General features: G+C 72.8%; 18 protein-coding genes. 16 read left to right on the forward strand and 2 right to left on the reverse strand.

Translation table 11 applies throughout. The annotated features are described in order from the left end of the window. The first annotated feature begins 269 nt into the window (after positions 1-269). Positions 270-3,263, forward strand: coding sequence for a beta-N-acetylglucosaminidase domain-containing protein (locus tag ACZ5WC_RS24685; protein WP_468542833.1), 2,994 nt, complete (start codon positions 270-272; stop codon positions 3,261-3,263). A 67-nt stretch (positions 3,264-3,330) separates the two neighbouring features. Here the strand turns inward: ACZ5WC_RS24685 and ACZ5WC_RS24690 are convergent, their stop codons facing one another. Continuing rightward, positions 3,331-3,867, reverse strand: a complete 537-nt coding sequence (locus ACZ5WC_RS24690; protein WP_006124472.1) for an HNH endonuclease — start codon at positions 3,865-3,867, stop codon at positions 3,331-3,333. 337 nt (positions 3,868-4,204) lie between these two features. Between ACZ5WC_RS24690 and ACZ5WC_RS24695 the strand changes: the two genes are divergently transcribed. The 14 genes from ACZ5WC_RS24695 (at position 4,205) to ACZ5WC_RS24760 (ending at position 23,354) form a co-directional block, all read left to right on the forward strand. Continuing rightward, complete coding sequence (locus tag ACZ5WC_RS24695; RefSeq protein WP_468542834.1) at positions 4,205-5,269, forward strand: mechanosensitive ion channel family protein; 1,065 nt, start codon at positions 4,205-4,207, stop codon at positions 5,267-5,269. Between the two features lie 207 nt (positions 5,270-5,476). After that, positions 5,477-6,709 (forward strand): ROK family transcriptional regulator, encoded by a 1,233-nt coding sequence (locus ACZ5WC_RS24700; RefSeq protein WP_468542835.1) that lies wholly within the window; start codon positions 5,477-5,479, stop codon positions 6,707-6,709. 90 nt (positions 6,710-6,799) lie between these two features. Continuing rightward, entirely contained in the window at positions 6,800-8,131 is a 1,332-nt protein-coding gene (locus ACZ5WC_RS24705; protein ID WP_468542836.1) for an ABC transporter substrate-binding protein, read from the forward strand. A gap of 6 nt (positions 8,132-8,137) precedes the next feature. Then, the gene (locus ACZ5WC_RS24710; protein ID WP_468542837.1) at positions 8,138-9,079 is read left to right on the forward strand and encodes a carbohydrate ABC transporter permease; all 942 of its coding nucleotides are present in this window, start codon (positions 8,138-8,140) and stop codon (positions 9,077-9,079) included. 3 nt (positions 9,080-9,082) lie between these two features. Next, entirely contained in the window at positions 9,083-9,988 is a 906-nt protein-coding gene (locus ACZ5WC_RS24715; protein ID WP_468542838.1) for a carbohydrate ABC transporter permease, read from the forward strand. A gap of 2 nt (positions 9,989-9,990) precedes the next feature. Continuing rightward, entirely contained in the window at positions 9,991-11,256 is a 1,266-nt protein-coding gene (locus tag ACZ5WC_RS24720) for a 6-phospho-beta-glucosidase (RefSeq protein ID WP_468542839.1), read from the forward strand. Continuing rightward, on the forward strand, positions 11,247-12,221 hold the full coding sequence (locus ACZ5WC_RS24725; RefSeq protein WP_468542840.1) for an N-acetylglucosamine kinase: 975 nt from the start codon (positions 11,247-11,249) through the stop codon (positions 12,219-12,221). Before ACZ5WC_RS24720 ends, ACZ5WC_RS24725 begins: the two co-directional genes overlap by 10 nt. Before the next feature lie 365 nt (positions 12,222-12,586). Continuing rightward, entirely contained in the window at positions 12,587-13,975 is a 1,389-nt protein-coding gene (locus tag ACZ5WC_RS24730; protein ID WP_468542841.1) for a hypothetical protein, read from the forward strand. 11 nt (positions 13,976-13,986) lie between these two features. Next, positions 13,987-15,039, forward strand: coding sequence for a glutamate ABC transporter substrate-binding protein (locus ACZ5WC_RS24735; RefSeq protein WP_468542842.1), 1,053 nt, complete (start codon positions 13,987-13,989; stop codon positions 15,037-15,039). 94 nt (positions 15,040-15,133) lie between these two features. Further along, positions 15,134-16,486 (forward strand): coiled-coil domain-containing protein, encoded by a 1,353-nt coding sequence (locus ACZ5WC_RS24740; RefSeq protein ID WP_468542843.1) that lies wholly within the window; start codon positions 15,134-15,136, stop codon positions 16,484-16,486. After that, entirely contained in the window at positions 16,483-19,263 is a 2,781-nt protein-coding gene (locus ACZ5WC_RS24745; protein WP_468542844.1) for a serine/threonine-protein kinase, read from the forward strand. Before ACZ5WC_RS24740 ends, ACZ5WC_RS24745 begins: the two co-directional genes overlap by 4 nt. 2 nt (positions 19,264-19,265) lie before the next feature. Continuing rightward, a complete protein-coding gene (locus ACZ5WC_RS24750) occupies positions 19,266-20,507 on the forward strand; it encodes a PP2C family serine/threonine-protein phosphatase (RefSeq protein WP_468542845.1) in 1,242 nt (413 codons plus the stop codon). Positions 20,508-20,526: 19 nt separating this feature from the next. After that, complete coding sequence (locus ACZ5WC_RS24755) at positions 20,527-21,888, forward strand: vWA domain-containing protein (RefSeq protein ID WP_468542846.1); 1,362 nt, start codon at positions 20,527-20,529, stop codon at positions 21,886-21,888. Between the two features lie 86 nt (positions 21,889-21,974). Next, a complete protein-coding gene (locus tag ACZ5WC_RS24760; protein ID WP_468542847.1) occupies positions 21,975-23,354 on the forward strand; it encodes an FHA domain-containing protein in 1,380 nt (459 codons plus the stop codon). A 7-nt stretch (positions 23,355-23,361) separates the two neighbouring features. Here the strand turns inward: ACZ5WC_RS24760 and ACZ5WC_RS24765 are convergent, their stop codons facing one another. Further along, positions 23,362-24,354, reverse strand: a complete 993-nt coding sequence (locus ACZ5WC_RS24765) for a methyltransferase domain-containing protein (RefSeq protein ID WP_468542848.1) — start codon at positions 24,352-24,354, stop codon at positions 23,362-23,364. 108 nt (positions 24,355-24,462) lie between these two features. On the opposite strand from ACZ5WC_RS24765, the gene ACZ5WC_RS24770 reads away from it, so the two are divergent. Beyond that, positions 24,463-24,867 (forward strand): globin, encoded by a 405-nt coding sequence (locus tag ACZ5WC_RS24770; protein ID WP_096631149.1) that lies wholly within the window; start codon positions 24,463-24,465, stop codon positions 24,865-24,867. Positions 24,868-24,999 lie beyond the last annotated feature (132 nt).

The raw sequence follows: 24,999 nt of genomic DNA on the forward strand, positions 1-24,999 counted from the left end.
TACCCAGGCCTCGCGACCGCAGACGTGGACGTGATGTAGGCGTTATGACAACGAGCCCAACGTGCTCTGGGTCACATCTGGTTCCCCCATCCCGCAGGTGTGGGCCGATTTCAGCCACTCCCGGCAGCCACACCAGCCCCATCAGGCCCGAAGGTGTCATGATTCCCGGCAAATGCGACAGAGCGGCCGTGCGCATTGACACCCCCGCGCCCGGGTGGTGGGCTCGGACCCCGCTACGAGCAGTCGGTACGGACGAAGGAGAGCGCAGCGTGCGGATCGGGCGCAGAAGGCAGGCGACGGCCGTGGCCGCCGCCGTGATCGGCGGACTCCTCGGCTCCGTCTCCGTGGCACCGGCCGCGACGGCCGCCCCCGTCGACCCCGCCATCCCCGTCACCGGGTCGGCCGAACGCTCCGACAGCGCGCAGCCGCCCTCCGTGTGGCCCCGGCCGCAGAGCATCAGGAGCACCGGACCCGCCGTGCCGCTGGGCGCCGAGGCCACCCTCGTCGCCGCACCGGACGCCGATCCGTACGCCGTGGAGCAGACGCGCTCGCTGCTGCGCGGGGCGGGCGTCCGGACCCTGCACGAAAGTCTGCCGGGCAGCGGGCCCGTGGTCCGGCTCGGCGGCACCGGCGCGGGCGAGGCGCTGCGGGCCCTGCGCGCGCCCGACCGGGCCGACCTGCCCTCGGGCGGCTACCGGATCGCCGTCGGCCGGGTGGCCGGGCGCGGCACGGTCGCGCTGGACGGGCTGGGCGGGGACGGCCTGTTCCACGCCGTCCAGACGCTGCGTCAGTTGATCTCCGGCGGTTCGGTGGCGGGCGTCACCGTGCGGGACTGGCCGGGAACCGCCGTACGCGGGCTGTCGGAGGGGTTCTACGGGCAGCCGTGGACCCGCGAGGAGCGGCTCGCCCAGATCTCCTTCATGGGCCGCACCAAGCAGAACAGGTACCTCTACGCGGCGGGCGACGATCCGTACCGGCTGGCGCGCTGGCGCGAGCCGTATCCGGCCGACCAGCGCGCCGACTTCCGGGCGCTGGCGGAGCAGGCGCGCGCCGAGCACGTCACGCTCGGCTGGGCGCTCTCCCCCGGCCAGGCGATGTGCATGGCATCCGACCAGGACGTCCGGGCGCTGACGAAGAAGATCGACGCCATGTGGGCGCTGGGCTTCCGGGTCTTCCAGCTCCAGTTCCAGGACGTCAGCTACAGCGAGTGGCACTGCGATCTGGACGCGGAGACCTTCGGCAGCGGTCCGAAGGCGGCGGCCCGTGCGCAGGCCCGGGTGGCGGGCGCGGTCGCCCGGCATCTGGCGGAACAGCACCCGGACGCGGCCCCGCTGTCCGTGCTGCCGACGGAGTTCTACCAGGACGGGGCCACCGACTACCGCACCGCGCTCGCCGCCGAACTGGACGACCGGGTGCAGGTGGCCTGGACCGGGGTCGGGGTGGTGCCGAAGACCATCACCGGGGGCGAACTGGCCGGGGCCCGCGCCGCGTTCCGCCATCCGCTGGTGACGATGGACAACTACCCCGTCAACGACTACGCCCAGGACCGCATCTTCCTCGGCCCGTACACCGGCCGGGACCCGGCGGTGGCGAGCGGTTCGGCGGCGCTCCTGGCCAATGCGATGGAGCAGCCGTCCGCCTCCCGCATCCCGCTGTTCACGGCCGCCGACTTCGCCTGGAACCCGAAGGGATACCGCCCGGAGGAGTCCTGGCGGGCGGCGATCGACGATCTGGCGGGCGGGGACGCGGGGGCCCGGGACGCGCTGCGGGCGCTCGCGGGGAACAGCGCGGCCTCGGTGCTCGGAGCGCAGGAGTCCGCCTACCTCCAGCCCTTGCTCGACGGCTTCTGGAAGACCCGCGCGGCCGAGGCCCCCGCCCGCGGCCGGGCGGCCCGCGACCTGCGGGCGGCCTTCTCCGTGATGCGGCAGGCCCCCCAGCGGCTGAAGACCCCCGCCGATGGCCGGCTGACCGACGAGGTGCGCCCGTGGACCGAGCAGCTGGCCCGCTACGGCCTGGCCGGTGAGCTGGCCGTGGACCTGCTCCAGGCCCAGGCGGCCGGGGACGGCGCGGCGGCCTGGCGGGCCCAGCTGGCCCTGGAGCCGCTGCGCGAGGAGATCACGGCGAGCGGGGCGAGCGTCGGCAAGGGCGTCCTGGACCCGTTCCTGGACAAGGTGGCGAAGGCGTCCGCCGGGTGGAACGGCACCGACCGCACACCGGGCCGGGTCACGAAGGACGCGCACAGCTATACGGTCCGGCTGAACGGGGTCCGCCCGGTGGATGCCGTCACGGCGCTGGCCGAGCCCGGGGCCACCGGGACCGGCGCGGTCGTCGAGGCCCATGTGCCCGGTGAGGGCTGGCGGGCGCTGGGGCAGCTCTCGCCGAGCGGCTGGACCCAGACCGCAGCGAAGGGGCTGCGCGCCGACGCCGTACGGGTGACCGTGCCGGAGGCCGCCCGCAATGCCCCGCCCTCGTATCTGAACCCGCCCCTGCCCCCCTCTCCCGCCGTGGCGGCGGCGGCCCCGCGGGTGCGCGCCCTGGTGCCGTGGTTCGGGGACGAGCCCGCCGCCACGCTCGACCTGGCGCGCCGCGAGACGGACGCCGAGATCGGCGGCGAACCCCAGCGGGTCGCGGCGCGGCTGGCCGGGCAGCGACCGGCCGAGGTGAAGGGCAGGCTCACCGCGAAGGCCCCCGAGGGCATCGAGGTGCGGGTCCCGAAGCAGACGACCGTGCCGCGCGGGTCACGTACGGAGGTGCCCGTGGACATCACCGTCCCGGCGGACACCCCGGCGGGCGAGTACGAGGTGCCGCTGGCCTTCGGCGGCCAGGAGTCCACGCTGACCGTGCGGGCCTTCCCCCGTACCGGCGGCCCGGATCTGGCGCGTACGGCGAAGGCGTCCTCGTCGGGTGACGAGACCCCGGACTTCCCGGCGTCGGCGGCCTCCGACGGTGATCCGGAGACCCGGTGGTCCTCACCGGCGGAGGACGGGGCCTGGTGGCAGGCGGAGCTGGAGCGGCCGGTTCGGCTGGGGCAGGTCGTGCTGAACTGGCAGGACGCGTACGCCTCCCGCTACCGCATACAGGTCTCCGCCGACGGCCGCACCTGGCGCAGCGCCGCGACCGTCCGGGAGGGCCGGGGCGGGCGCGAGTCGGTGCGGATGGACGCGAAGGACACCCGGTTCGTCCGGGTGCAGGGCGAGGGCCGGGCGACCGAGTACGGCTACTCGCTCTGGTCGGTGGAGGCGTACGCGGTGGCGGACGACTGATACGTACGGCGGGCCGGGGAACGGCCTCACCGCACCGGCGGGCCCGGGGACGGCGAAGGCCCGGGTCTCAGGCCGAGACGCCGTCGATCCGGGCCATCACGTCGTCCGCGCCGAAGGGTTGCAGATACGGCAGCCAGCGCGGGTCGCGGTGTCCCGTCCCGATGATCCGCCAGGCCAGGCCGGTCGGCGGCGCGGGCTGATGGCGCAGCCGCCAGCCCAGCTCGGGCAGATGGCGGTCGGCCTTGACGTGGTTGCAGCGGCGGCAGGCAGCCACCACGTTGTCCCAGGCGTGCTGTCCACCGCGGCTGCGCGGGATGACGTGGTCGACGCTGGTCGCGGCGGCCCCGCAGTACATGCAGCGGCCCCCGTCCCGGGCGAACAGGGCCCGGCGCGTGAGGGGGACGGGCCCCCGGTAGGGGACCCGGACGAAGCGCTTGAGCCGGACCACGCTGGGCGCGGGCACGGCACGGGTGGCACTGTGCAGGAAGGCGCCGGACTCCTCAAGGCAGATGGCCTTGTTTTCGAGGACGAGGACGAGCGCGCGGCGGAGCGGTACGACGCCGAGCGGCTCGTACGACGCGTTGAGAACCAGGACGTGCGGCACGGTGGATGCCTCCTTGTACGCCGGCGGCGCGTGGCTCGCGCCGGGACGATCCGATCTCAGTCTCTCCTCATGCCTGGTCAAAGCGCCACCACGTACGGGTAACGGGCCGGGAGGATTTTCCTCACCCCGGGCGCCGCGTGCCGTTTCCGGGCACCGGGCGGGTGTCTCACCAGGGCGGCCGTCCGCGCTGTGCGATCGGCCACAGCCCAGGTGTCCCCGATGAGACCTGTCTCTCCTCCCGCGACTGCAACGATCCACTCCCCCGGCTTCGTTAGTGTTATTGGTCAACCGTTGTCAGCTCTGCCGGTCCGTCTTCGTCCTCCTGGAGGTCCCTGCCGTGTTCCTGTCCGCCCTCCTGGCCGCAGCCCCGTCGCCCGGGCCGGCCGACTCGCTGGGTGAAGCCGCCGAGCAGGCCGGGAACGCCGCGGGCTGGGTCGAGGAGAACTGGTCCACCTGGCTGAGCACCGGACTGCGGATCCTGCTGATCGTGGCTGTCGCGATCACGCTGCGCTATCTGATCCGGCGTGCCCTGACCAACCTCATCGACCGGATGAACCGCAGCGCCCAGACGGTTCAGGGAACGGCGCTGGGCGGGCTGCTGGTGAACGCGGAGCGCAGACGCCAGCGCTCGGAGGCGATCGGCTCGGTGCTGCGCTCGGTGGCCTCGTTCCTGATCATGGGCACGGCCGCCCTGATGGTCCTGGGCGCCTTCAAGATCAACCTGGCACCGCTCCTGGCCTCGGCCGGTGTCGCCGGTGTGGCGCTCGGTTTCGGCGCCCGCAACCTGGTCACCGACTTCCTCTCGGGCGTCTTCATGATCCTGGAGGACCAGTACGGGGTCGGGGACTCCATCGACGCGGGGGTGGCCACAGGCGAGGTCATCGAGGTGGGCCTGAGGGTCACCAAGCTGCGTGGCGAGAACGGCGCGATCTGGTACGTCCGCAATGGCGAGGTGAAGCGGATCGGCAACCTCAGTCAGGGCTGGTCCACCGCCGGGGTCGATGTCACCGTGCGCCCGACGGAGAACCTGGAGCGCGTGCGTGAGGCGATCACCGCCGCCGCGGACACCCTGGCGAAGGAAGAGCCCTGGTCGGAGCAGCTGTGGGGCCCGGTGGAGGTGCTGGGCCTGGACGAGGTCCTGCTGGACTCCATGACGGTCCGGGTCTCCGCGAAGACGATGCCGGGCAAGGCCACGGGCGTGGAGCGCGAGCTGCGCTGGCGGATCAAGCAGGCGCTGGACGACGCGGGAATCTCGATGATCGGCGCGGTCCCGGCCCAGGCGGACGGCGGGAGCACCCCCGACCCGACCGCCGGAGTGGCCGCCCCCTCGGCGTACGCGTCCGCCACCTCCCCGCAGTCCCTGGCGGCCACACCGATACCGCCGACCACGCTGGCCAAGTAGGACGTTCACCCGGCGCCTCCGGCCGACGCCCTGGATCCCAGGGCGTCGGCCGGAGGCGTTCGCGTGCGAGGCGACACTTTCGCAGCCGGACGGGCGGTTCCCATTGACGCCCGGGTGACCTGCGTCCTACGGTCCTCTCAACCGAATAGGAAACTTTCCTAACAGAGTCACGGACGTGAGTTCCTGACAGAGGGCGGTGCATCCACGATGGCGGGAACCACTCCGGGCCCACCCGGCTCCCCGGGCACTCCGGGCACCCCCCGGGTGCTGCGGGCCATGAACGACCGGGCCGCCCTCGATCTGCTGCTGGAGCACGGGCCGCTGTCGCGGACCCGGATCGGGAAGCTGACCGGACTCTCCAAGCCGACCGCCTCCCAGCTGCTCGCCCGGCTGGAGGCGGCCGGTCTGGTCGTCGCCACCGGGACCAGCGAGGGGCGGCCCGGGCCCAGCGCGCAGCTCTACACGGTGAACGCGCGGGCCGCCCATGTGGCAGGGCTCGACGTGAACGCGCGGCGCATCGTCGCCGCCGTCGCGGACGTGACCGGTCGGACGGTCGGACAGTTCGAGCTGGCCACCCCGGGGCGGCGCGCCGACAGCGTGGTGCGGCAGGTCGCCGACGCGCTGGACGGGGCGGCGAAGGACGCCGGGCTGACGCGGGCCGATGTCCACCGGGTCGTCATCGGCACCCCGGGCGCCTTCGACCCGGGCACCGGGCGGCTGCGGTACGCCTCGCATCTTCCCGGCTGGCACTCCCCCACCCTGCTGGAGGAGCTGGCCGCGTCCCTGCCGATGCCGGTGGAGTACGAGAACGACGTCAACCTGGTCGCCGTCGCCGAGCAGCGCCTCGGCGCGGCCCGGGGCCACGAGGACTTCGTCCTGCTGTGGAACGAGGAAGGGCTCGGCGCCGCCCTCGTCATCAACGGGCGCCTGCACCGGGGCTTCACCGGCGGCGCGGGCGAGGTCGGCTTCCTGCCGGTGCCGGGCACCCCCCTCGTACGCCAGGTCGTCAAGGCCAACAGCGGAGGCTTCCAGGAGCTGGCGGGCGCCCAGGCCGTACCCCGGCTCGCGAAGTCCCTGGGCATCGACACCCCGCAGCAGCCGTACGCCGGGGTCGCCGCCTCGCTGCTGGCGCGGGCGGCCGAGGCGTACGAGCAGGACGAGGCGCTGACCGAGCTGCTGCGGCAGTACGCCCAGCGGCTGGCCACCGGGCTCGCCTCCGTCACCGCCGTCCTCGACCCCGGGCTGATCGTGCTGTCCGGCGGGGCGGTCGCGGCGGGCGGCGAGGTCCTGCGCTCCCTGATCCAGTCCGAGCTGGCCGAGCTCGCCGCCTCCCGGCCCCGGCTGGTCGTCGGCGAGATCGACCGCACCCCCGTCCTGCGCGGCGCCCTGGAACGGGCGCTCGCCGACACCCGCGACGAAGTGTTCGACACCTCGCGCTGAACCACCGCTCTCCCCCTTCCCGCTTCTCCCCTCTTCCCCTTTCCCTTTCCCTCTGCCGTCTGTCACTTCCCCGTCCCTGGGAGTCCCGTCATGCGCACAAGCCGTCTCACCACCACCGCTGTCGCCGTCGCCGCGATATCGGTGCTCGCCACCGCGTGTACCGGCCAGTCCGGGGCCGGGGCCACCGACGACCCCGAGGCGAACACCACGATCAACTTCTGGCACGGCTGGAGCTCGCCCGCCGAAGTGAAGGCCGTCCAGGACAACATCGACCGGTTCGAGAAGGCCCACCCGAACATCAAGGTCAAGGTCTCCGGCAACATCAACGACGACAAGCTCAACCAGGCGCTGCGCGCGGGCGGTTCGAACGGGCCCGACGTGGTCTCCTCGTTCACCACCGCCAACGTCGGCAAGTTCTGCTCGTCGGGCGCGTTCGCCGATCTGAAGCCGTTCATCGAGAAGTCGAAGCTCGACCTGGAGAAGACCTTCCCGAAGGTCCTCCTCGACTACACCCAGTTCGAGGGCAAGCGCTGCGCCCTGCCGCTGCTCACGGACGCCTACGGCCTCTACTACAACAAGGACGCGTTCAGGAAGGCCGGGATCACCGCTCCGCCGAAGACGATGTCCGAACTGGCGAGCGTGGCGAAGAAACTGACGGTCGAGAAGGGCGACAGCTACTCGCAGCTCGGGTTCATGCCGAACTTCCACGGCTACGAGACCGTCGCCAGCCACTACCTGTCCTCGTGGGACCACACGTACTTCGACGAGAACGGCAAGTCCAACATCGCCAAGGACCCGGCGTTCGCGGAGATGTTCACGTATCAGAAGCAGCTGGTGGACGATCTCGGCGGCTACGCCAAGCTGGAGAAGTACCGGGGCACCTTCGGTGACGAGTGGGGCGCCAAGCACCCCTTCCACACCGGCCAGGTGGCCATGCAGCTGGACGGCGAGTGGCGGCTCGGGATGGCAGAGGACGCCGGGGTCGACTTCGAGATCGGGGTCGCCCCGATGCCCGTCGCCGACGACGAGGCGGACAGCTACGGCAAGGGCTATCTCTCCGGCACCATCGTGGGCATCGCCCCCGCCAGCAAGAAGCAGAACGCCGCGTGGGAGCTGGTGAAGTACATGACCACCGACACGGAGGCGGTCGTCGCCTTCTCCAACGGCATCCGCAACGTGCCCTCCACCCTGGAGGCGCTGAAGTCGCCGGACCTGAAGTTCGACCCGCGCTTCAGGACCTTCCTCGACATCGCCCAGCACCCGAAGTCCAGCACCTCCGACGGGGCCGTCAACGGTGCGACGTACCAGCTGACCCTTCAGGACTTCGGCTACCAGTACGAGAAGGGCGCGGTCAAGGACCTCCAGGCCGGCCTGGAGAAGACCGCCCAGCAGATCGACACCGACATCGCCAAGGCCAAGTAGCCCCCGATGACGACGCACACACTCCGCTCCAAGCGCCGCAGATCGGCGCTGCGGAACGCGGCCTTCATGTCGCCGTGGCTGATCGGGTTCTCGGTCTTCTTCGCCTACCCGATGGTCTCGACGGTCTACTTCTCGTTCATGGACTACGACGGGTTCGGCGCGCCCACGTTCAACGGGCTGACGAACTGGACGTACGTCTTCCAGGACTATCCGATGTTCTGGCCGTCGCTGTGGAACACGCTCTGGCTGGTGGTCGTCGTGGTCACCTGCCGGGTCGTCTTCGGGCTCGGCATCGGGATGCTCATCACGAAGATCAAGACGGGGACGGGCGTCTTCCGGACGCTGTTCTACCTGCCCTACCTGGCCCCGCCGGTCGCCGCGACGCTCGCCTTCGTCTTTCTGCTCAACCCCGGCACCGGGCCGGTCAACGCGATCCTCGGGGACCTGGGGCTGCCGACGCCCGGCTGGTTCAACGACGCCACCTGGTCCAAGCCCGCGCTCACCATGCTCGCGGTCTGGGGCATCGGGGACCTGATGGTCATCTTCATGGCCTCGCTGCTGGACGTACCGACCGAGCAGTACGAGGCGGCCGAGCTGGACGGCGCGTCCGCCTGGCAGAGGTTCCGCTTCGTGACCCTGCCGAACATCTCGCCGATCGTGCTGTTCGCCGTGGTGACGGGCGTCATCCAGGCCATGCAGTACTACACGCAGCCGCTGGTGGCCGGGAAGGTCGCCTCCGGGGTCATCGGCGGCTCAGGGCAGTCCTTCGAGCCCGGCTATCCCGACAAGTCGACACTCACGCTTCCCCAGCTCGTCTACAACCTCGGCTTCCAGCGGTTCGACTACGGCGCCGCCTGTGTCGTCGCCCTCATCCTGTTCGCCCTGGCCATGGCCTTCACCGCGCTGCTCATGCGGGGCCGCAACAACCTCATCCAGGCCGGTGACTGAGCCATGACCCAACTCCTCGACAAGCCCGCGGCCGGCACCGCCCCGGCGACCGCCCCGCGGACGCCCGCCGAGCGCACCGCCCGCCGCAAGGCGCTGCTGCACTGGATCGCCGTGCACTCCCTCGGGATCGCCGCCGCGCTCTTCTTCGTGCTGCCGTTCGTCTTCGTGGTGCTCACCTCGCTGATGAACGACCAGCAGGCGCTGACCCGTGACCTCACCCCGAACACCTGGGAGTGGGGCAACTACGAGCGGGTCTTCAACACCCCGGGCTTCCTCACCTGGTGGCGCAACACCCTGTTGTACGCGGGGCTCGGCACCGTCCTCACCCTCGTCTCGTCCATCCCCGTGGCGTACGCCCTGGCGAAGTTCCGCTTCCGGGGCCGCAAGCTGTCGCTGATGCTCGTCATCTCGATGATGATGCTGCCGCCGCAGGTCGTCATCATCCCGATGTACCTGTTCTGGGCGAAGCAGATGGACCTGTCCGGCACCCTGTGGCCGCTGATCATCCCGATGGCCTTCGGTGACGCGTTCTCCATCTTCCTGCTGCGGCAGTTCCTGCTGACCATTCCGAACGAGTACCTGGACGCCGCGAAGGTCGACGGCTGCGGCGAGTTCCGCACGCTGGTCAAGGTCGTCCTGCCGATGGCCAGGCCCGGCATCGCGGCCGTCGCCCTCTTCCAGTTCTTCTACGCCTGGAACGACTACTTCGGACCACAGATCTACGCCTCCGAGAACCCGGCCGCCTGGACGCTCAGTTACGGCCTGGAGTCCTTCAAGGGCGCGCACCACACCGACTGGAACCTGACCATGGCCGCGACCGTTCTGGTCATGGCCCCCGTGATCGCCGTCTTCTTCTTCGCCCAGAAGGCATTCGTCGAGGGCGTCACACTGACCGGAGTAAAGGGCTGACAATGAAGCTCGCAGTAGTGGGTGGCGGGTCCACCTACACCCCTGAACTGATCGACGGATTCGCCCGGTTGCGGGACACGCTGCCGGTCGAGGAGCTGGTCCTCGTCGACCCCGCGGCCGACCGGCTGGAGCTGGTCGGCGGCCTCGCGCGGCGGATCTTCGCCAAGCAGGACCACGCCGGGAAGATCACCACGACCACCGACCTGGACGCGGGCGTCGCCGACGCCGACGCGGTCCTCCTCCAACTGCGCGTCGGCGGACAGGCCGCGCGCGACCAGGACGAGACCTGGCCGCTGGAGTGCGGCTGCGTCGGCCAGGAGACCACCGGCGCGGGCGGTCTGGCCAAGGCGCTGCGGACCGTGCCGGTCGTCCTGGACATAGCCGAGCGGGTACGCCGCACCAACCCGGACGCCTGGATCATCGACTTCACCAACCCGGTCGGCATCGTCACCCGCGCCCTGCTCCAGGCCGGCCACAAGGCGGTCGGCCTGTGCAACGTGGCGATCGGCTTCCAGCGCAAGTTCGCCCGGCTGCTGGAGGTGGAGCCGGGCGCGGTCCACCTCGACCACGTCGGGCTCAACCACCTCACCTGGGAGCTGGGCGTGCGCCTGGGCGGCCCGGACGGCGAGAACGTGCTGCCCAGGCTGCTGGCCGAGCACGGCGACGCCATCGCGGACGACCTCCGCATGCCCCGGCAGATCGTGGACCGGCTCGGCGTCGTCCCCTCGTACTACCTGCGCTACTTCTACGCCCACGACGAGGTCGTCCGGGAGCTCGGCACCAAGCCGTCCCGGGCCGCCGAGGTCGCGGCGATGGAGAAGGAGCTGCTGGCGATGTACGGCGACCCGGCGCTGGACGAGAAGCCCGGGCTGCTCGCCAAGCGCGGCGGCGCGTTCTACTCGGAGGCGGCGGTCGACCTCGCGGCCTCCCTGCTGGGCGGCGGCGGTTCGCCGGTCCAGGTGGTGAACACGTACAACAACGGGACGCTGCCGTTCCTCCCGGACGACGCGGTCATCGAGGTGCAGGCACGGGTCGGCCACGACGGTGCGACCCCGCTGGCCGTGCCCGCGCTGGACCCGCTGTACGCCGGTCTCATCGCCAACGTGACGGCGTACGAGGACCTCGCCCTGGAAGCGGCGCTGCGCGGCGGCCGGGACCGGGTCTTCAAGGCTCTGCTCGCCCATCCGCTGATCGGCCAGTACGAGTACGCCGAGGGCCTCACCGACCGGCTGATCGCCCACAACCGGGAGCACCTCGCGTGGGCGTGAACGTGTCGGTCGTCGCCGTCGACGCGGGCAACAGCAAGACCGATGTGGCGTTGATCGGCGCGGACGGCACGGTGCTGGCCTCCGCCCGGGGCGGCGGTTTCCAGCCCCCGGTGGTGGGGGTGGCGGCGGCGGTCGACGGGCTGGCCTCCGTACTGGAGCGGGCGGTGGCGGAGCTGCCGGGTCCGGTCGGCTCGCTCGGGCATGTCTCCGCGTGTCTGGCCAACGCCGATCTGCCGGTCGAGGAGGCCGAGTTGGCGGCCGCTTTGGAGGCGCGCGCCTGGGGCACGTCGGTGGAGGTCCGCAACGACACCTTCGCCATCCTGCGCGCCGGGGTGGACGAGCCCCGGGGCGTGGCGGTGGTGTGCGGCGCCGGGATCAACTGCGTGGGCATGACCCCGGACGGCCGGGCCGCCCGCTTCCCCGCGATCGGGCGGATGTCCGGTGACTGGGGCGGCGGTTCGGGTCTCGCGGAGGAGGCCCTGTGGTTCGCCGCCCGCGCCGAGGACGGGCGCGGCGAGCCGACGGAGCTGGTCCGGGCGCTGCCGGGGCACTTCGGTCTCGGCTCGGTGTACGCGCTCATCGAGGCGCTGCACCGGGGCGCCGTCGAGCCGGGGCGGCGGCACGAGATGACGCCGGTGCTGTTCGCCACGGCGGCCGCCGGGGACGCGGTGGCGGCCGCGCTGGTGGAGCGGCAGGCGGCGGAGGTGGTGGCGATGGCCTCGGTGGCGCTGGCCCGCCTGGAGCTGCTGGAGGAGGAGGTTCCGGTGCTGTTGGGCGGCAGTGTGCTGGCCGCACGGCATCCGCAGCTGAACGACCGGATCGCCGATCTGCTGGCCGCCCGTGCGCCGAAGGCCGACGTGCGTGTGGTGGCCGAGCCGCCGGTGCTGGGTGCGGCGCTGCTGGGCCTGGACCGTACGGGCGCGGCGCCGGAGGTGCACCGCAGGCTGCGCGCGCAGTACGCCTGACGCCGGAGCACACGGCACGCCACGGCCGTACGCCCTTGGGCGCCCCATCGTGCGATCGCGCGGTGGGGCGCCCTCGTACGCCGGAGCCGCCCCCCCGTACGGGGGATAGGAGGGGCGCGAGGGAACCGATCGGCTTCGTGGAACGTGTACCTGATGGGGAGTCCGTTCGCCTATGGGGATGTTTCCGGGCACGTCGCACCGGTTGTCTTGATCGGCCGCGTCCGCACTGATCGAATGCGGGGGCCGATGGGGGATCTGGGCGTTCCTGGTGTGGATGCCCGTCCCCGCGGCCATACTTCTGGCCGGGCACGCGCCGTCCGGAAGGGGACGGGGGACCCGCCGTCCGTGACCGAGGGGGAGGTCGAGTGACACACCCGCCGAGCGGCGGCGCGCCGCCGCTGCACGCGCCGGACCCGGTGTCCGCGCCCGTCGGCGTGCCCGCACCGCGTGGCGGCGGCTTGGCCGCCCAGGCGCGGCGGCTGCGTGCCGTGGCGACGACCGAGCCCGGCCGGCTCCAGATCATCGGGGCCGTCCTGGCCCTGCTCGTCGTGGCGTTCGGTGCGGTGACCACCCTGGAGATATCCCAGCGGGCCTCCGCCGCCGACGACGTGGTCGGGCGCAGCCAGCCGCTGAGCGCCGACGCGGCGGACATCTACCGCTTCCTCGCGGACGCGGACACCTCCGCGGCCAGTGGCTTCCTCGCGGGTGCGCAGGAGCCCGACGCCGTGCGCGAGCAGTACCGGAAGGACATCGAGGAAGCCGCGCGGCTGCTGGTGAAGGCCTCGGCGAACACGGACTCCGCCACCGCGTCCGGGCGGGAGATCACCACGCTCAACGAGCTTCTTCCGGTCTACACGGGCCTGATCGAGCGGGCCCGTGCCAACAACCGCCAGGGCCTGCCGCTGGGCGGGGCCTATCTGCGGTACGCGAACCAGAAGATGACCGGCGAGATACTCCCCGCCGCCGAACGGCTGTACGCGGCGGAGACCGGCCGGCTGGAGTCGGACTCCGCCGACGCCCGGCGGTGGCCGCTCCTGTCGCTCGGGGCCGGGGTCCTGGCGCTGGGCGCGCTGGCGTGGCTCCAGCGGCGCACCTACCGCCGGACGAACCGGGTGCTGAACCACGGGCTGCTGGCGGCGACCGCGGCCGCCTCGGTGGTGGTGCTCTGGCTGGCCGTCGGGCATACCGTGGCCCGTACGGAGCTGCGGTCGGCGATGACGCACGGCCAGGCCTCGCTGGACGTCCTCAACGACGCCCGGATCAACTCCCTTAAGGCGCGCGCCAATGAGAATCTGACCCTGGTGGCGCGCGGTGCCGTGCTGACGGCCGACGGCTCCGCCGACCAGTACGAGACGGACTACACCACGGGTATGAAGGCGCTGAAGGACCGGCTGGAGAAGGCCGAGCGGCTCGCCGACGACAAGAGCGGGAGCGAGCCGGTGGCCAGGGCCGCCTCCGCCGTGTCCGAGTGGCAGAGCCGCCACCGCGCGGCGCGTGCCACGGACGACCAGGGCGACTACAACAGCGCGTTGCGGCAGATCATCGGGGCCGAGGGGTCCACCGGCGAGTCCTTCCAGCAGGCGGACGCCGCGCTGAGGAAGGCGCTCGCCCATGAGCAGGGCGAGTTCACCGCGGCGGCGGAGGACGGGCGCGGAGCGCTGCGGGGCCTGCCGACAGGGGCCGCGGCACTGGCAGTGCTGGGGGCGATCGCCGTGATCGTCGGGGTCAACCGCAGGCTCTCGGAGTACCGGTGAGAGGGGCAGCGATGACCAGGGCGAGGGGCCGGTCCGTGGAAGGCCGGTTCGCGGGCGGCCGACTGCGCGGCTGGGGCGGCGTGACGGGGATGGCGGTGGCGTGCGCGGTGACCGCCGCGGTCACTTTGCTGCCGCTGTCCCACCACAGCGGCGGGGCGGCCGGTGCGGATGCGACGGGCGGCGGGGCGGTCGCGGCCGTGCAGGCGCGGGCCGAGGCGTGCACGGAGCCGGAGGCGAGCCTGCCGCCGTCGGGGGCGGACGGGCCGAACATCGCGAAGATCAAGGCGCGCGGCAAGCTGATCGCGGGAGTCGACCAGAACAGCTTCCGCTGGGGCTACCGCAATCCGGCCAACGGTGAGCTGGAAGGGTTCGACATCGATCTGGTGCGGGCCGTCGCCGAGGACGTCCTGGGCGACCCGGACGCGGTGATCTTCCGTGCGATCCCCACCAACCAGCGCATCGCCGCCCTGGAGAGCGAGCGGGTCGACGTCGTCGTACGGACGATGACCATCAACTGCAAGCGGCTGGAGCAGGTCTCCTTCTCCACCGCCTACTTCCAGGCCGGACAGCAGGTCCTCGCCCCGAAGCAGTCCGCGATCACCGGCTACGACGCCTCGCTGAAGGGCAAGCGGGTCTGCTCGGCCGAGGGCTCCACCGCGTACGAGGCGCTGGAGAAGGAGTCCTTCGGGGCGGTCTACAAGGACGAGTTCGACGGCACCGAGCGCGACCGGGACCGGCTGACCGTGCCGAACCAGCTGGACTGCCTGGTGCGGCTCCAGCTCGGCGAGGTCGACGCGATCGTCACGGACAACGCCCTGGCGGCCGGTCAGGCGGCCCAGGACCCGGCGGTGGAGCTGAAGGGGAAGGCCCCCTTCACCACCGAGTACTACGGCGTCGCCACGAAGAAGGGCGCCGACGACCTGGTGGCCCGGGTCAACAAGGTCCTCGTCGACTACCGGGCGGGCGGCGGGAACAGCGCCTGGATGACGTCCTACGACAAGTGGCTGGCGACCGGCCTGCCCGGCATCACGGCACCGCCCGCACCCAAGTACCGCAACGACTGACCCCGTACCACCGGCAGGCGTACAGACCGGAGCAGACCGAAGCAAGCGATCCCGTCGGGCCGACGGCCCGGCGGGGAGAGCGGAGAGGTGTTCGATGGGCGTCGCGGGATCCTTCCCCAGCTTCGCGGGGAGGCCTCCCGGCCCGGTCATGGACCGGGAGGAGGCGGACCGTGCGCTGGCCCGGCTCGGTGCGGAGCACGAGGCCATCGAGACCTCGCTCCTCGCCCTCCAGGACCATGCCGGCCGCCGGCTCCTGGAAGGCGCCGAGCTGACCGGTGTCACCCGGGAGCGCTGGGCCACGACCGAGCAGTCGATCACCCTGCTCTGGGGGTACTTCGACGCCTATGCGGGGGCGCTGGCCGAGGCCCGGGAGATACGGGCCCGCCGGCGCCAGCCGAACCGGGAGGACCTCGCCGCGCTGACCGAGCTGCTGCGCGGGGACGCGGTCCATGTGGCGAACCCGGGGGCGGTGCCGCCGCCCTCGGTCGCGGGCCCGGCACGGCTCTCCGAGCGGTTCTCGCTCCAGGAGCTGGTCGCCCGGATGAACGAGCTGTACGCCCGTTCCCTGGACATGGTCGTCGCCGCCGACTCCGTCTGGTCGGCGCTGCCCGCCCGGATCGATCTGCTCGCGGCCGAGCTGCACCGGACGCGGTCCCTGGCGCACTCGGTGGGCGTGCGGCCCGGTGAGCATCCGGCGGGCGACGATCTCGCGGAGATCACCGAGGAGCTGACCACCCTGCGGACCCAGGTGATATCCGACCCGCTGGCGTTCTGGCTGCCGGGGCCCGGCAGCGCGGCACCCGGCGGGGGCCGCCCCGACACCTCGCGCTACGACCGGGCCGCCCGCGCCCTGGAGGACGTACGGCGGGAGATCGAGGCGGTCCTCGCGGTCCGCCAGGACGCCGAGGCCCGCCTGGTCCGGCTGCGGGACGTGCTGTCCCGGGCCGACCGCACCCTCACCGAGGCGCGGGCGGCGCGCGGTGAGGTGCTGGCGAAGATCGCCGCCTCCGAGGTGCCCGCGGTCAGCGGACCGCCGACCGCCCTCCAGGAGCGTCTGGCTGCCGCGTCGGACTACCGCAGGCACGCCCAGTGGCACCGGCTCTCGCCGCTGCTGGAGTCGCTGGAGCAGGAGGCCGAGGACGAACTGCTGCGCGCCCGCGAGTCGCTGACCTCGGTGACGGCCCCGCTGGCGGTCCGCGCGGAGCTGCGCGGCCGGCTCGACGCGTACAAGGCGAAGGCGGCCCGGCACGGCCTGGCGGAGGACCCGATGCTAATCGAGCGGTACGACGCGGCGCGCCGGATGCTGTGGAGCGCGCCGTGCGATCTGCGGGTCGCCGAGCAGGCCGTCCTGCGCTACCAGCACGCGGTCCAGGAACTGCTGGCGCCGCGTCGGCCCGACGCACCCCAGGACCGGCGGGACGCGGGCGGACAGGGGGAGACCCGATGAGTACGCAGTGCCAGCGCCCCGGTTGCGAGGGCGCCTACGAGGACATGGGCGGCGGTGAGCTGTACTGCGGCACCTGCGGCCTGGCCCCGGTCGTCTCGCCGACGGGCATGGTGAGTTCGCCGCCCACGGGGGTCGCCGGGGGCGGCCGGGCGAGCAGCCGGGACAGCTCCTCGCAGCGCTCCGGGTCCCGCGCCTCCTCGCGGTCCTCGTCGCGTTCGTCGACCTCGCGCCGCTCGGTCTCGGGGCGGCTGTCGCGCTCGCTGTCCGGGGCGTCCGCCTCACGTTCGGTCTCGGTGCGCTCCTCGGGTTCGACGTCGGCGACCTCGGCCCGGGGCCGCCTCGGCGTCGGCCTGGTGGAGGTGCCGGACGTGCCCCGGCCCGATCCGCGTACGGCGGTGATGGAGAACCCGGAGGTACCCGAGCGCAAGCGGTTCTGCTCCCGCTCGGACTGCGGGGCGCCGGTGGGCCGTTCGCGCGGGGACCGGCCGGGCCGCACGGAGGGGTTCTGCACCAAGTGCGGTCACCCCTACTCCTTCGTGCCGAAGCTGGATGGCGGGGACATCGTGCACGGCCAGTACGAGGTCGTGGGCTGTCTGGCGCACGGCGGGCTCGGCTGGGTGTACCTGGCGGTGGACCGCGCCGTCTCGGACCGCTGGGTGGTCCTCAAGGGCCTGCTGGACACCGGCGACCAGGACGCGATGGCCGCCGCGATCTCCGAGCGCCGCTTCCTCGCCGAGATCGAGCACGCCAACATCGTCCGCATCTACAACTTCGTCGAGCACCTGGACCAGCGGACCGGCTCGCTCGACGGGTACATCGTCATGGAGTACGTCGGCGGCAAGGCGCTCAAGGAGATCGCCAACGAGCGCCGCACCCCGGCCGGGAAGCGTGATCCGCTGCCGGTCGAGCAGGCGTGCGCGTACGGGATCGAGGCGCTGGAGGCGCTCGGTCATCTGCACAGCCGCAATCTCCTCTACTGCGACTTCAAGGTCGACAACGCGATCCAGACCGAGGGCCAGCTGAAGCTGATCGACATGGGCGCGGTGCGCCGGATGGACGACGACGAGTCGGCCATCTACGGCACGGTCGGCTACCAGGCCCCCGAGGTCGCGGAGCTGGGCCCCTCGGTCGCCTCCGACCTGTACACGGTGGCGCGGACGCTGGCGGTGCTCACCTTCGACTTCCAGGGGTACACCAACGTCTTCGTGGACTCGCTGCCGGACCCGGACACCATCGAGGTGCTGCGCACCTACGAGTCGTTCTACCGGCTGCTGGTACGGGCCACCGACCCGGACCCGGCCCGGCGCTTCGCATCGGCCGCGGAGATGGCCGAGCAGCTGACGGGGGTGCTGCGGGAGGTCGTGGCGCTCCAGACGGGGCGGCCGAGGCCCGCGCTGTCGACGCTGTTCGGCACGGAACTGCGCGTGACCGACACGGAGTTGTTCGCCGAGCAGAGGGGCGACGTGTCCGAGCTGGGCGCTCGCGCCGCCTCCTCCCGCGGCGGGCTCTTCGGCCGCCGCAAGGGCGGGGCGCGTCCACTGTCCGGAATTCCGGCACAGGGAGGGGCAGCGCCCGCAGCGCCCCCGCCACCGGTCGCGGGGGCGCTGCCGTTGGGAGCCCAGCCTTCCGGTCCGGCTTCGGGCCCGGCGGGGGCCGACCCGCTGGGGGCGCCGCCGACCCATGTCCGGCGCGGTCCGCAGGGCGGTGCGCCGCTCGCGTACGCGCCCCCGGCGCACGCCCCGGTTCCGGCGCCCCGGGCGGCGGAGCCCGCCCCCGCCACGGCGTACGGGCCCGCGAGCGGACCGGCGGTCCCCGGGGACGTCCGGCTCGTCGCGTTCGACGCCCGGGCCACCGCGCTGGCGCTGCCCGTCCCCCGGGTCGACGCGACGGACCCGAACGCCGGTTTCCTCGCCGGACTGATGGCCACCGCCCCGGCCGAGCTGATCACGGCCCTGCGCGCGGTGCCCGCGCCCTCGCCGGAGACCCGGCTGCGGGAGCTGCGGGCCCGGCTGGAGATGGGGGAGCTGGACTCGGCCGCCCGTGCGCTGACCACCCTGGAGGGTGAACACCCGGACGACTGGCGGGTCGTCTGGTATCGCGGTGTCACCTCGCTGGTGACCGGTGACGACGAGAGTGCCGCGCTCTCCTTCGACGCGGTCTACGACGCCTTCCCCGGGGAGATGGCGCCCAAGCTGGCGCTGGGGATCTGCGCGGAGGTGCTGGGGCAGCTGGACAACGCCGCCGAGTACTACCGCCTGGTGTGGGCGACCGATCCGAGTTACGTCAGCGCCGCGTTCGGCCTGGCCCGGGTGCAGATGGCCGCCGGGGACCGGGAGGCGGCGGTGCGCACACTGGAGTCGGTGCCGGAGGCCTCGATCCACTACACGGCCGCCCGGGTCGCCGCCGTGCGGTCACGGCTGCGTGAGCGCTCCCCGCACGAGCCGCTGCTGACCGATCTGACGGCCGCCGCGAGCCAGGTGACGGCGCTGGCCGCCTTCGGTCTGGATCCGGTGCGCCGCGAGCAGTTGTCGACCGAGGTACTGGGCAAGGCGCTGGACTGGGTACTCTCCGGTAGTCCCGGTGCCCCGTCACCGGGCGGGCCGGAGACCGGGCCTCCGGACTCCCGGAAGCTGCTCGGTGCCGAACGGGACGAGCGGGGACTGCGGTTCGGGCTGGAAGGCTCGTACCGGATGCTCGCCCGGCTCGCGCAGCGGGGCGACGAGAGGATCGAACTGGTGGAGCGGGCCAACCGTTTCCGCCCCCGGACGTGGGTGTGAAGATGTCTCAGAGCCACCAGCAGCCCGCCGTGTCGAGGTGCCCCGGCTGCGAGGAGCCGCTGGATTCGGGCGATCTGTTCTGCGGGGCGTGCGGCTACGACCTCTCGGCCGTGCCGGCGCGCCCCGCCGACCGGCCCACGACGGCCATCACGGTGCCCGCGGGCGAGGCCGCCGCGGCCGTGCGCCACGACGACCGGACGGGCCCGGGGGCCCGTGGCGGTGCGGACGACTCCGGAGACTTCGCGCTGGCGGCGCCCGATCCCCGTACGGCGGAGCACGCCGCCGCGCCCTTCGCCGCGCCCGCCGCCGGGGCGAAGGTGTGTGTGGCCTGCCGCTCGGGCCGGGTGGACCCGGACGGCTACTGCGAGAACTGCGGGCACGCGCAGCCCCGCGAGCGCGACCACATGGAGCAGGAGCTGGACGCGGTGGCCGCCGTCAGCGACCGGGGCCTGCGCCACCACCGCAACGAGGACTCCTTCGCGGTGTCCTCGACCGCGCTGCCGGACGGTTCGCCCGCCGTCGTCGCGATCGTCTGCGACGGCGTGTCCTCGGCGAGCCGTCCCGACGAGGCGTCGGCGGCCGCGGCGAGCGCCGCCAACGAGTCGCTCCTGGAGTCGCTGCCCCGGGGCACCCATCCGCAGCAGGCGATGCACGAGGCGATCGTCGCCGCGTCCGAGGCGGTCAACGCCCTGGCGCAGGAGCCCGCCGGGGCGATGGAGCACGACGCGCACCGCCATCAGAACGCCCCGGCCTGCACTCTGGTCGGCGCGATCATGGCGGGCGGGCTGCTGATCGTCGGCTGGGTCGGCGACAGCCGGGTCTACTGGGTGCCCGAGGACCGCACGGGCCCGCCCGCCCGGCTCACCGAGGACGACTCCTGGGCCGCGCAGATGGTGGCGGCGGGCCTGATGAACGAGGCGGAGGCGTACGCGGACGAGCGCGCCCACGCCATCACCGGCTGGCTCGGCGCCGACGCGTACGAACTGGAGCCGCACACCGCGGCGTTCAAGCCGGACCGGCCCGGCCTGGTGGTCGTCTGCACGGACGGCCTGTGGAACTACGCGGAGTCGGCGCAGGAGATGGCCGCCGCCGTCCCGGTCGAGGCCCAGACGCGCCCGCTGCACGGGGCCCAGGTGCTCGTCGGGCACGCGCTCGACGGCGGGGGCCACGACAACGTAACAGTGGCTCTTCTGCCGTTCGCCGTGGAGCCGCAGGGGGCAGGATCGGCCTGCACCGCCGTTTGAGCTTCAAGGAGCCGACCAGATGGCCAACTTCTCCAAGTCGAACGTGCCGCAGTTCTCCGTCGAGGTGTACCAGAACGCGTTCCTGCCCGAGGGCGGACGCGAGGTCAACGCGATCGTCACGGTCACCTCGACCGGCGGCGGCACCACCGGGGGCGTTCCGCTGGCGGGGGTCGTGCCCTCACCGGCGTACGGGCCGGGGCAGGCGCCCGACGCGGCCGTGGTGCTGATGGTCGACTGTTCCGGTTCGATGGACTACCCGCCGACGAAGATGCGCAACGCGCGCGACGCGACGGCCGCGGCCATCGACACCCTGCGCGAGGGCACCCGGTTCGCCGTGGTCGCCGGGACGCATGTGGCCACGGACGTCTACCCGGGTGAGGGGCGGCTCGCGGTCGCCGACGCGCGGACGAAGGCGCGGGCCAAGGACGCGCTGCGGAAGCTGAGCGCGGGCGGCGGCACCGCGATCGGCACCTGGCTGCGGCTGGCCGACCGGCTGCTGGGCTCCGCCGACGTGGGCATCCGGCACGGCATCCTGCTGACCGACGGCCGCAACGAGCACGAGGCGCCCGAGGACCTGAGGGCGGCCCTGGACTCCTGCGCCGGACGGTTCACCTGTGACGCCCGCGGGGTGGGCACCGACTGGGAGGTGAAGGAGGTCACCGGCATAGCCGCCGCCCTCCTCGGTACGGCCGACATCGTCGCCGACCCCTCGGAGCTGGCCGCGGACTTCACGCGGATGATGGAGAACGCCATGGGCAAGGAGGTCGCGGACGTGGCGCTGCGCCTCTGGACGCCCGTGGGGGTGGAGATCCGCTTTGTGAAGCAGGTCGCGCCGACGGTCGCGGACCTGACCGGCCGGCGCACGGAGGCGAGCCCCCGGGCCGGGGACTATCCGACGGGTTCGTGGGGCGACGAGTCCCGCGACTACCACGTGTGCGTCCAGGTGCCGGCGGCCGGGATCGGCCAGGAGATGCTGGCCGCCCGGGTCTCGCTGATCCTGCCCGGCCCCTCGGGCGCGGGCGCCCCGCAGACCCTGTCCCAGGGGCTCGTACGGGCCGTGTGGACGGACGACATGGTGGCGTCGACCTCGATCAATCCGCAAGTCGCGCACTACACGGGTCAGGCTGAACTGGCACAAGTCATCCAGCAGGGTCTGGACGCACGCAAGTCGGGCGACTTCGACGGCGCGACGGCGAAACTGGGCCGTGCGGTGCAGCTGGCGTCGGCGTCCGGGAACCAGGACACTGCGAAACTGCTTTCGAAGGTGGTCGACGTCGTCGATGCGGCGACAGGTACTGTGCGACTGAAGGCGAAGGTCGCGGAAGCGGACGAGATGACCCTCGAAACGCGCTCCACCAAGACCGTTCGCGTCAAGAAGTAGCACAACACGATCACCTCGCGGTCATGGTGCCGCGATCGACAGCATGCGGCCTCCGGGGCCGGAAGAGGAGAGGGGGAAGCGCCGACATGCCGACCTGCCCGAACGGACACCAGTCGGGTTCCGAGGACTGGTGCGAGGTCTGCGGACACCGCATGGCCGCCGGCGGTGCGCCCGCGGGCGCCGTGCCCCCGCCGCCTCCGCCGCCGCCCGCGCCCGGTTACGGCTATCCGCAGGGCTCCGGCACCAGCGGCGGCCAGCCCACGATGCAGGCGGAGCTCTGCCCGCAGTGCCGTACGCCCCGTGAGGCGATGGCGCCGTTCTGCGAGGAGTGCCGCTGGAACTTCCTCACCAACACGGCGACCTCCTACACCCCGCTGGCCCCGCAGCACGGCACGCCCGGCGGCCCCCCGCCCGGCCTCAACCTGCCGCCCGGCTTCCAGGCGCAGGGCCCCGGCGGCCGGGGCGGTCCGGATGGACCCGGCGGTCAGAGCACGCCCGGTGGACCCGGCGGTCAGAGCGGACCCGGCGGCCAGAGCGGTCAGGGCGGGCCCGGTGGCACGCCCCAGCAGCGTGACCCGTTCGACTACCAGGGCTCGCGCCCCTCGCAGATGAACCGTCCCGCCGAACCCCTCGCCCCCGAGCAGGGCGGCCGGAACGGCCAGGGCCCTCAGGGCGGTCCGCACGGCGACGGCGGCCAGGCCGGTCCTCCTCCGCAGTCGTTCCAGCAGGGTCCCCCGCCGCCCGCGTATCCGCAGCAGGGGCACCAGTCCCAGCAGCAGCAGTCGGCGCCCTCCCCGTTCGAGCCACGGCAGTCCTCGTCCTTCGCACCGCCGCAACAGCAACAGCAGTCGGCTCCTCCCGCGCCGCCGCAGTCCTCCGGCCACGCCGGCGGCGGGGACGACTGGCTGCTCCCGCCGCCCTCCCAGGCCCAGGGGTACGGCCAGCAGGGTCAGCAGAGCCACGGCCAGGACCAGGGGTACGGCCGACAGGGGCAGGAGCAGGGGTACGACCAGGGGCAGCCGAACGGCGGGGTGCCCGGCCCGGGCCGCCCCCAGCAGCCCCTGTCCTGGACCGCCGTCATCGCTCCGGACCGCGAGTACTTCCTCGCGATGATGCAGCGCAGCGGTCCCGAGGCGACCGGGCTGAACCTGCCCGCGTACTCCCCCGAGCAGCGTCTCCCGCTCACCGGCAACCAGATCACCATCGGGCGCCGCCGCCAGAGCACCGGCGAGTCCCCCGACATCGATCTCTCGGTGCCGCCGGAGGACCCGGGCGTCTCGCACCAGCACGCGGTGCTGGTGCAGCAGCCCGACGGCGGCTGGGCGGTCGTCGACCAGAACTCCACCAACGGCACCACGCTGAACGGCGCCGAGGACCCGATCCAGCCCTACGTCCCCGTACCCCTCCAGGACGGCGACCAGGTGCACGTCGGGGCGTGGACGACGATCACCGTCCGCCGGGACTGAGCGGCGCTCATTCGCTCAGCGGCCAGGTGTAGGGGCCCTGCGGGTCGTCGAGCCAGGCCCACTGGCTGCCCTGGCCGACCGTGATGCCGTACCTCTCCCGCTGCGGGCGCCCCTCGCGCTCCCAGAGGGAGAGGGCCTCGTGCGGATCGAGGGCGCCCGCGGTCAGCGCCAGCAGGAACCGGAACAAGTCGTTCCCGGCCACCCGGCGGGGCAGTCCGCCGAGGTGCGGAAGCCCGGCGGGGAGCGGCAGCGCCCCGCGCAGGGGCACGAAGTACGCCGGGGTGTGCAGGAAGTGCCCCTCGGCGCGCGGCCCCTGCGCGGTCGCGGAGACCCGGAGCGCGACGAGCCCGGTGGCGAACGGCGCCAAAATGCGCGCCCCCGGGCGGCACTGCTCCAGCCAGGCCTGCGGTACGGACGGCAGGGCGCAGGTCACGATGATCCGGTCGTACGGGGCGCGCTGCGGGCAGCCGCGGGCGCCGTCACCGGTGATCACGGTCGGGCGGTACCCGGCGGCCGCGAGGTGGCGGCGGGCCGGTTCCGTGATCTCCGGATCCAGGTCGATGCTGGTCACCGCCTCCTCGCCGAGCCGGTGCGAGAGCAGGGCCGCGTTGTAGCCGGGGCCGGTGCCGATCTCCAGGACCGTGTGGCCGTCCCGTACGTCGAGGGCCTCCAGCATCAGCGCCATCAGGGACGGCTGGCTGGAGGACGAGATGAGTTCGCCGTCCCGGATGCGGGTGGCCAGCGCCCCGTCCGCGTACACCCCGCTCAGCCAGCGGGAGCGGTGCTCGGGGTCGGGGTCCTCGCCCCAGAGGCGTTCGTAGCCCGCGATGCCGTGCACGTAGTAGGACGGCACGAACAGATGGCGGGGCACCTCGGCGAAGGCGGCGTACCAGGCGGGGTCGGTCAGCCCGCCCTGCGCGACGATCTCCCGCACCAGGGCGTGCCGCGCCGCGTCGGCCTCGGCGGCGGGGACGGCGGGGGCCTCCCGGTCTGCTCCCATCTCTCCACTGTCCTGCGCGGGGCCCGCGACGGCCAACGGCGATCCCGGGCCCGGTCCCTTGGTCCTAGGACCCCTGTCCTCGGCCGGTGCGTCTGCGACCATGGACGGGTGACAGAGATTCCGCGCGACACGCTTCAGGAGCAGACCTTTTACGATCAGGTCGGCGGCGAGGCGACGTTCCGACGCCTGGTCCACCGCTTCTACGAGGGCGTGGCGGGCGACGAGCTGCTGCGGCCGATGTATCCGGAGGAGGATCTGGGGCCGGCCGAGGAGCGGTTCGCCCTGTTCCTCATGCAGTACTGGGGCGGCCCGCGCACCTACAGCGACCACCGGGGCCACCCTCGGCTGCGGATGCGGCACGCCCCGTTCCGGGTGGACCGGGCGGCCCATGACGCCTGGCTCGGCCATATGCGGGTGGCGCTGGACGAACTGGGGCTCGCACCCGAGCACGAGCGGCAGCTGTGGGACTACCTGACGTACGCCGCCGCGTCGATGCTCAACACCGCGGACTGACCGCCTGCCGCCGAATCCTTCCGGATCTCACCGCATTCCCTCCGCAGTTCACCGGAATTCGGCGTTCTGTCGCCAGATATCGATCACGATCGCATCAAGGTGGGCCTGCAAGCGGTTACCAGAATCCTTTCG

This window comes from Streptomyces sp. NPDC033165 (genome assembly GCF_055577965.1).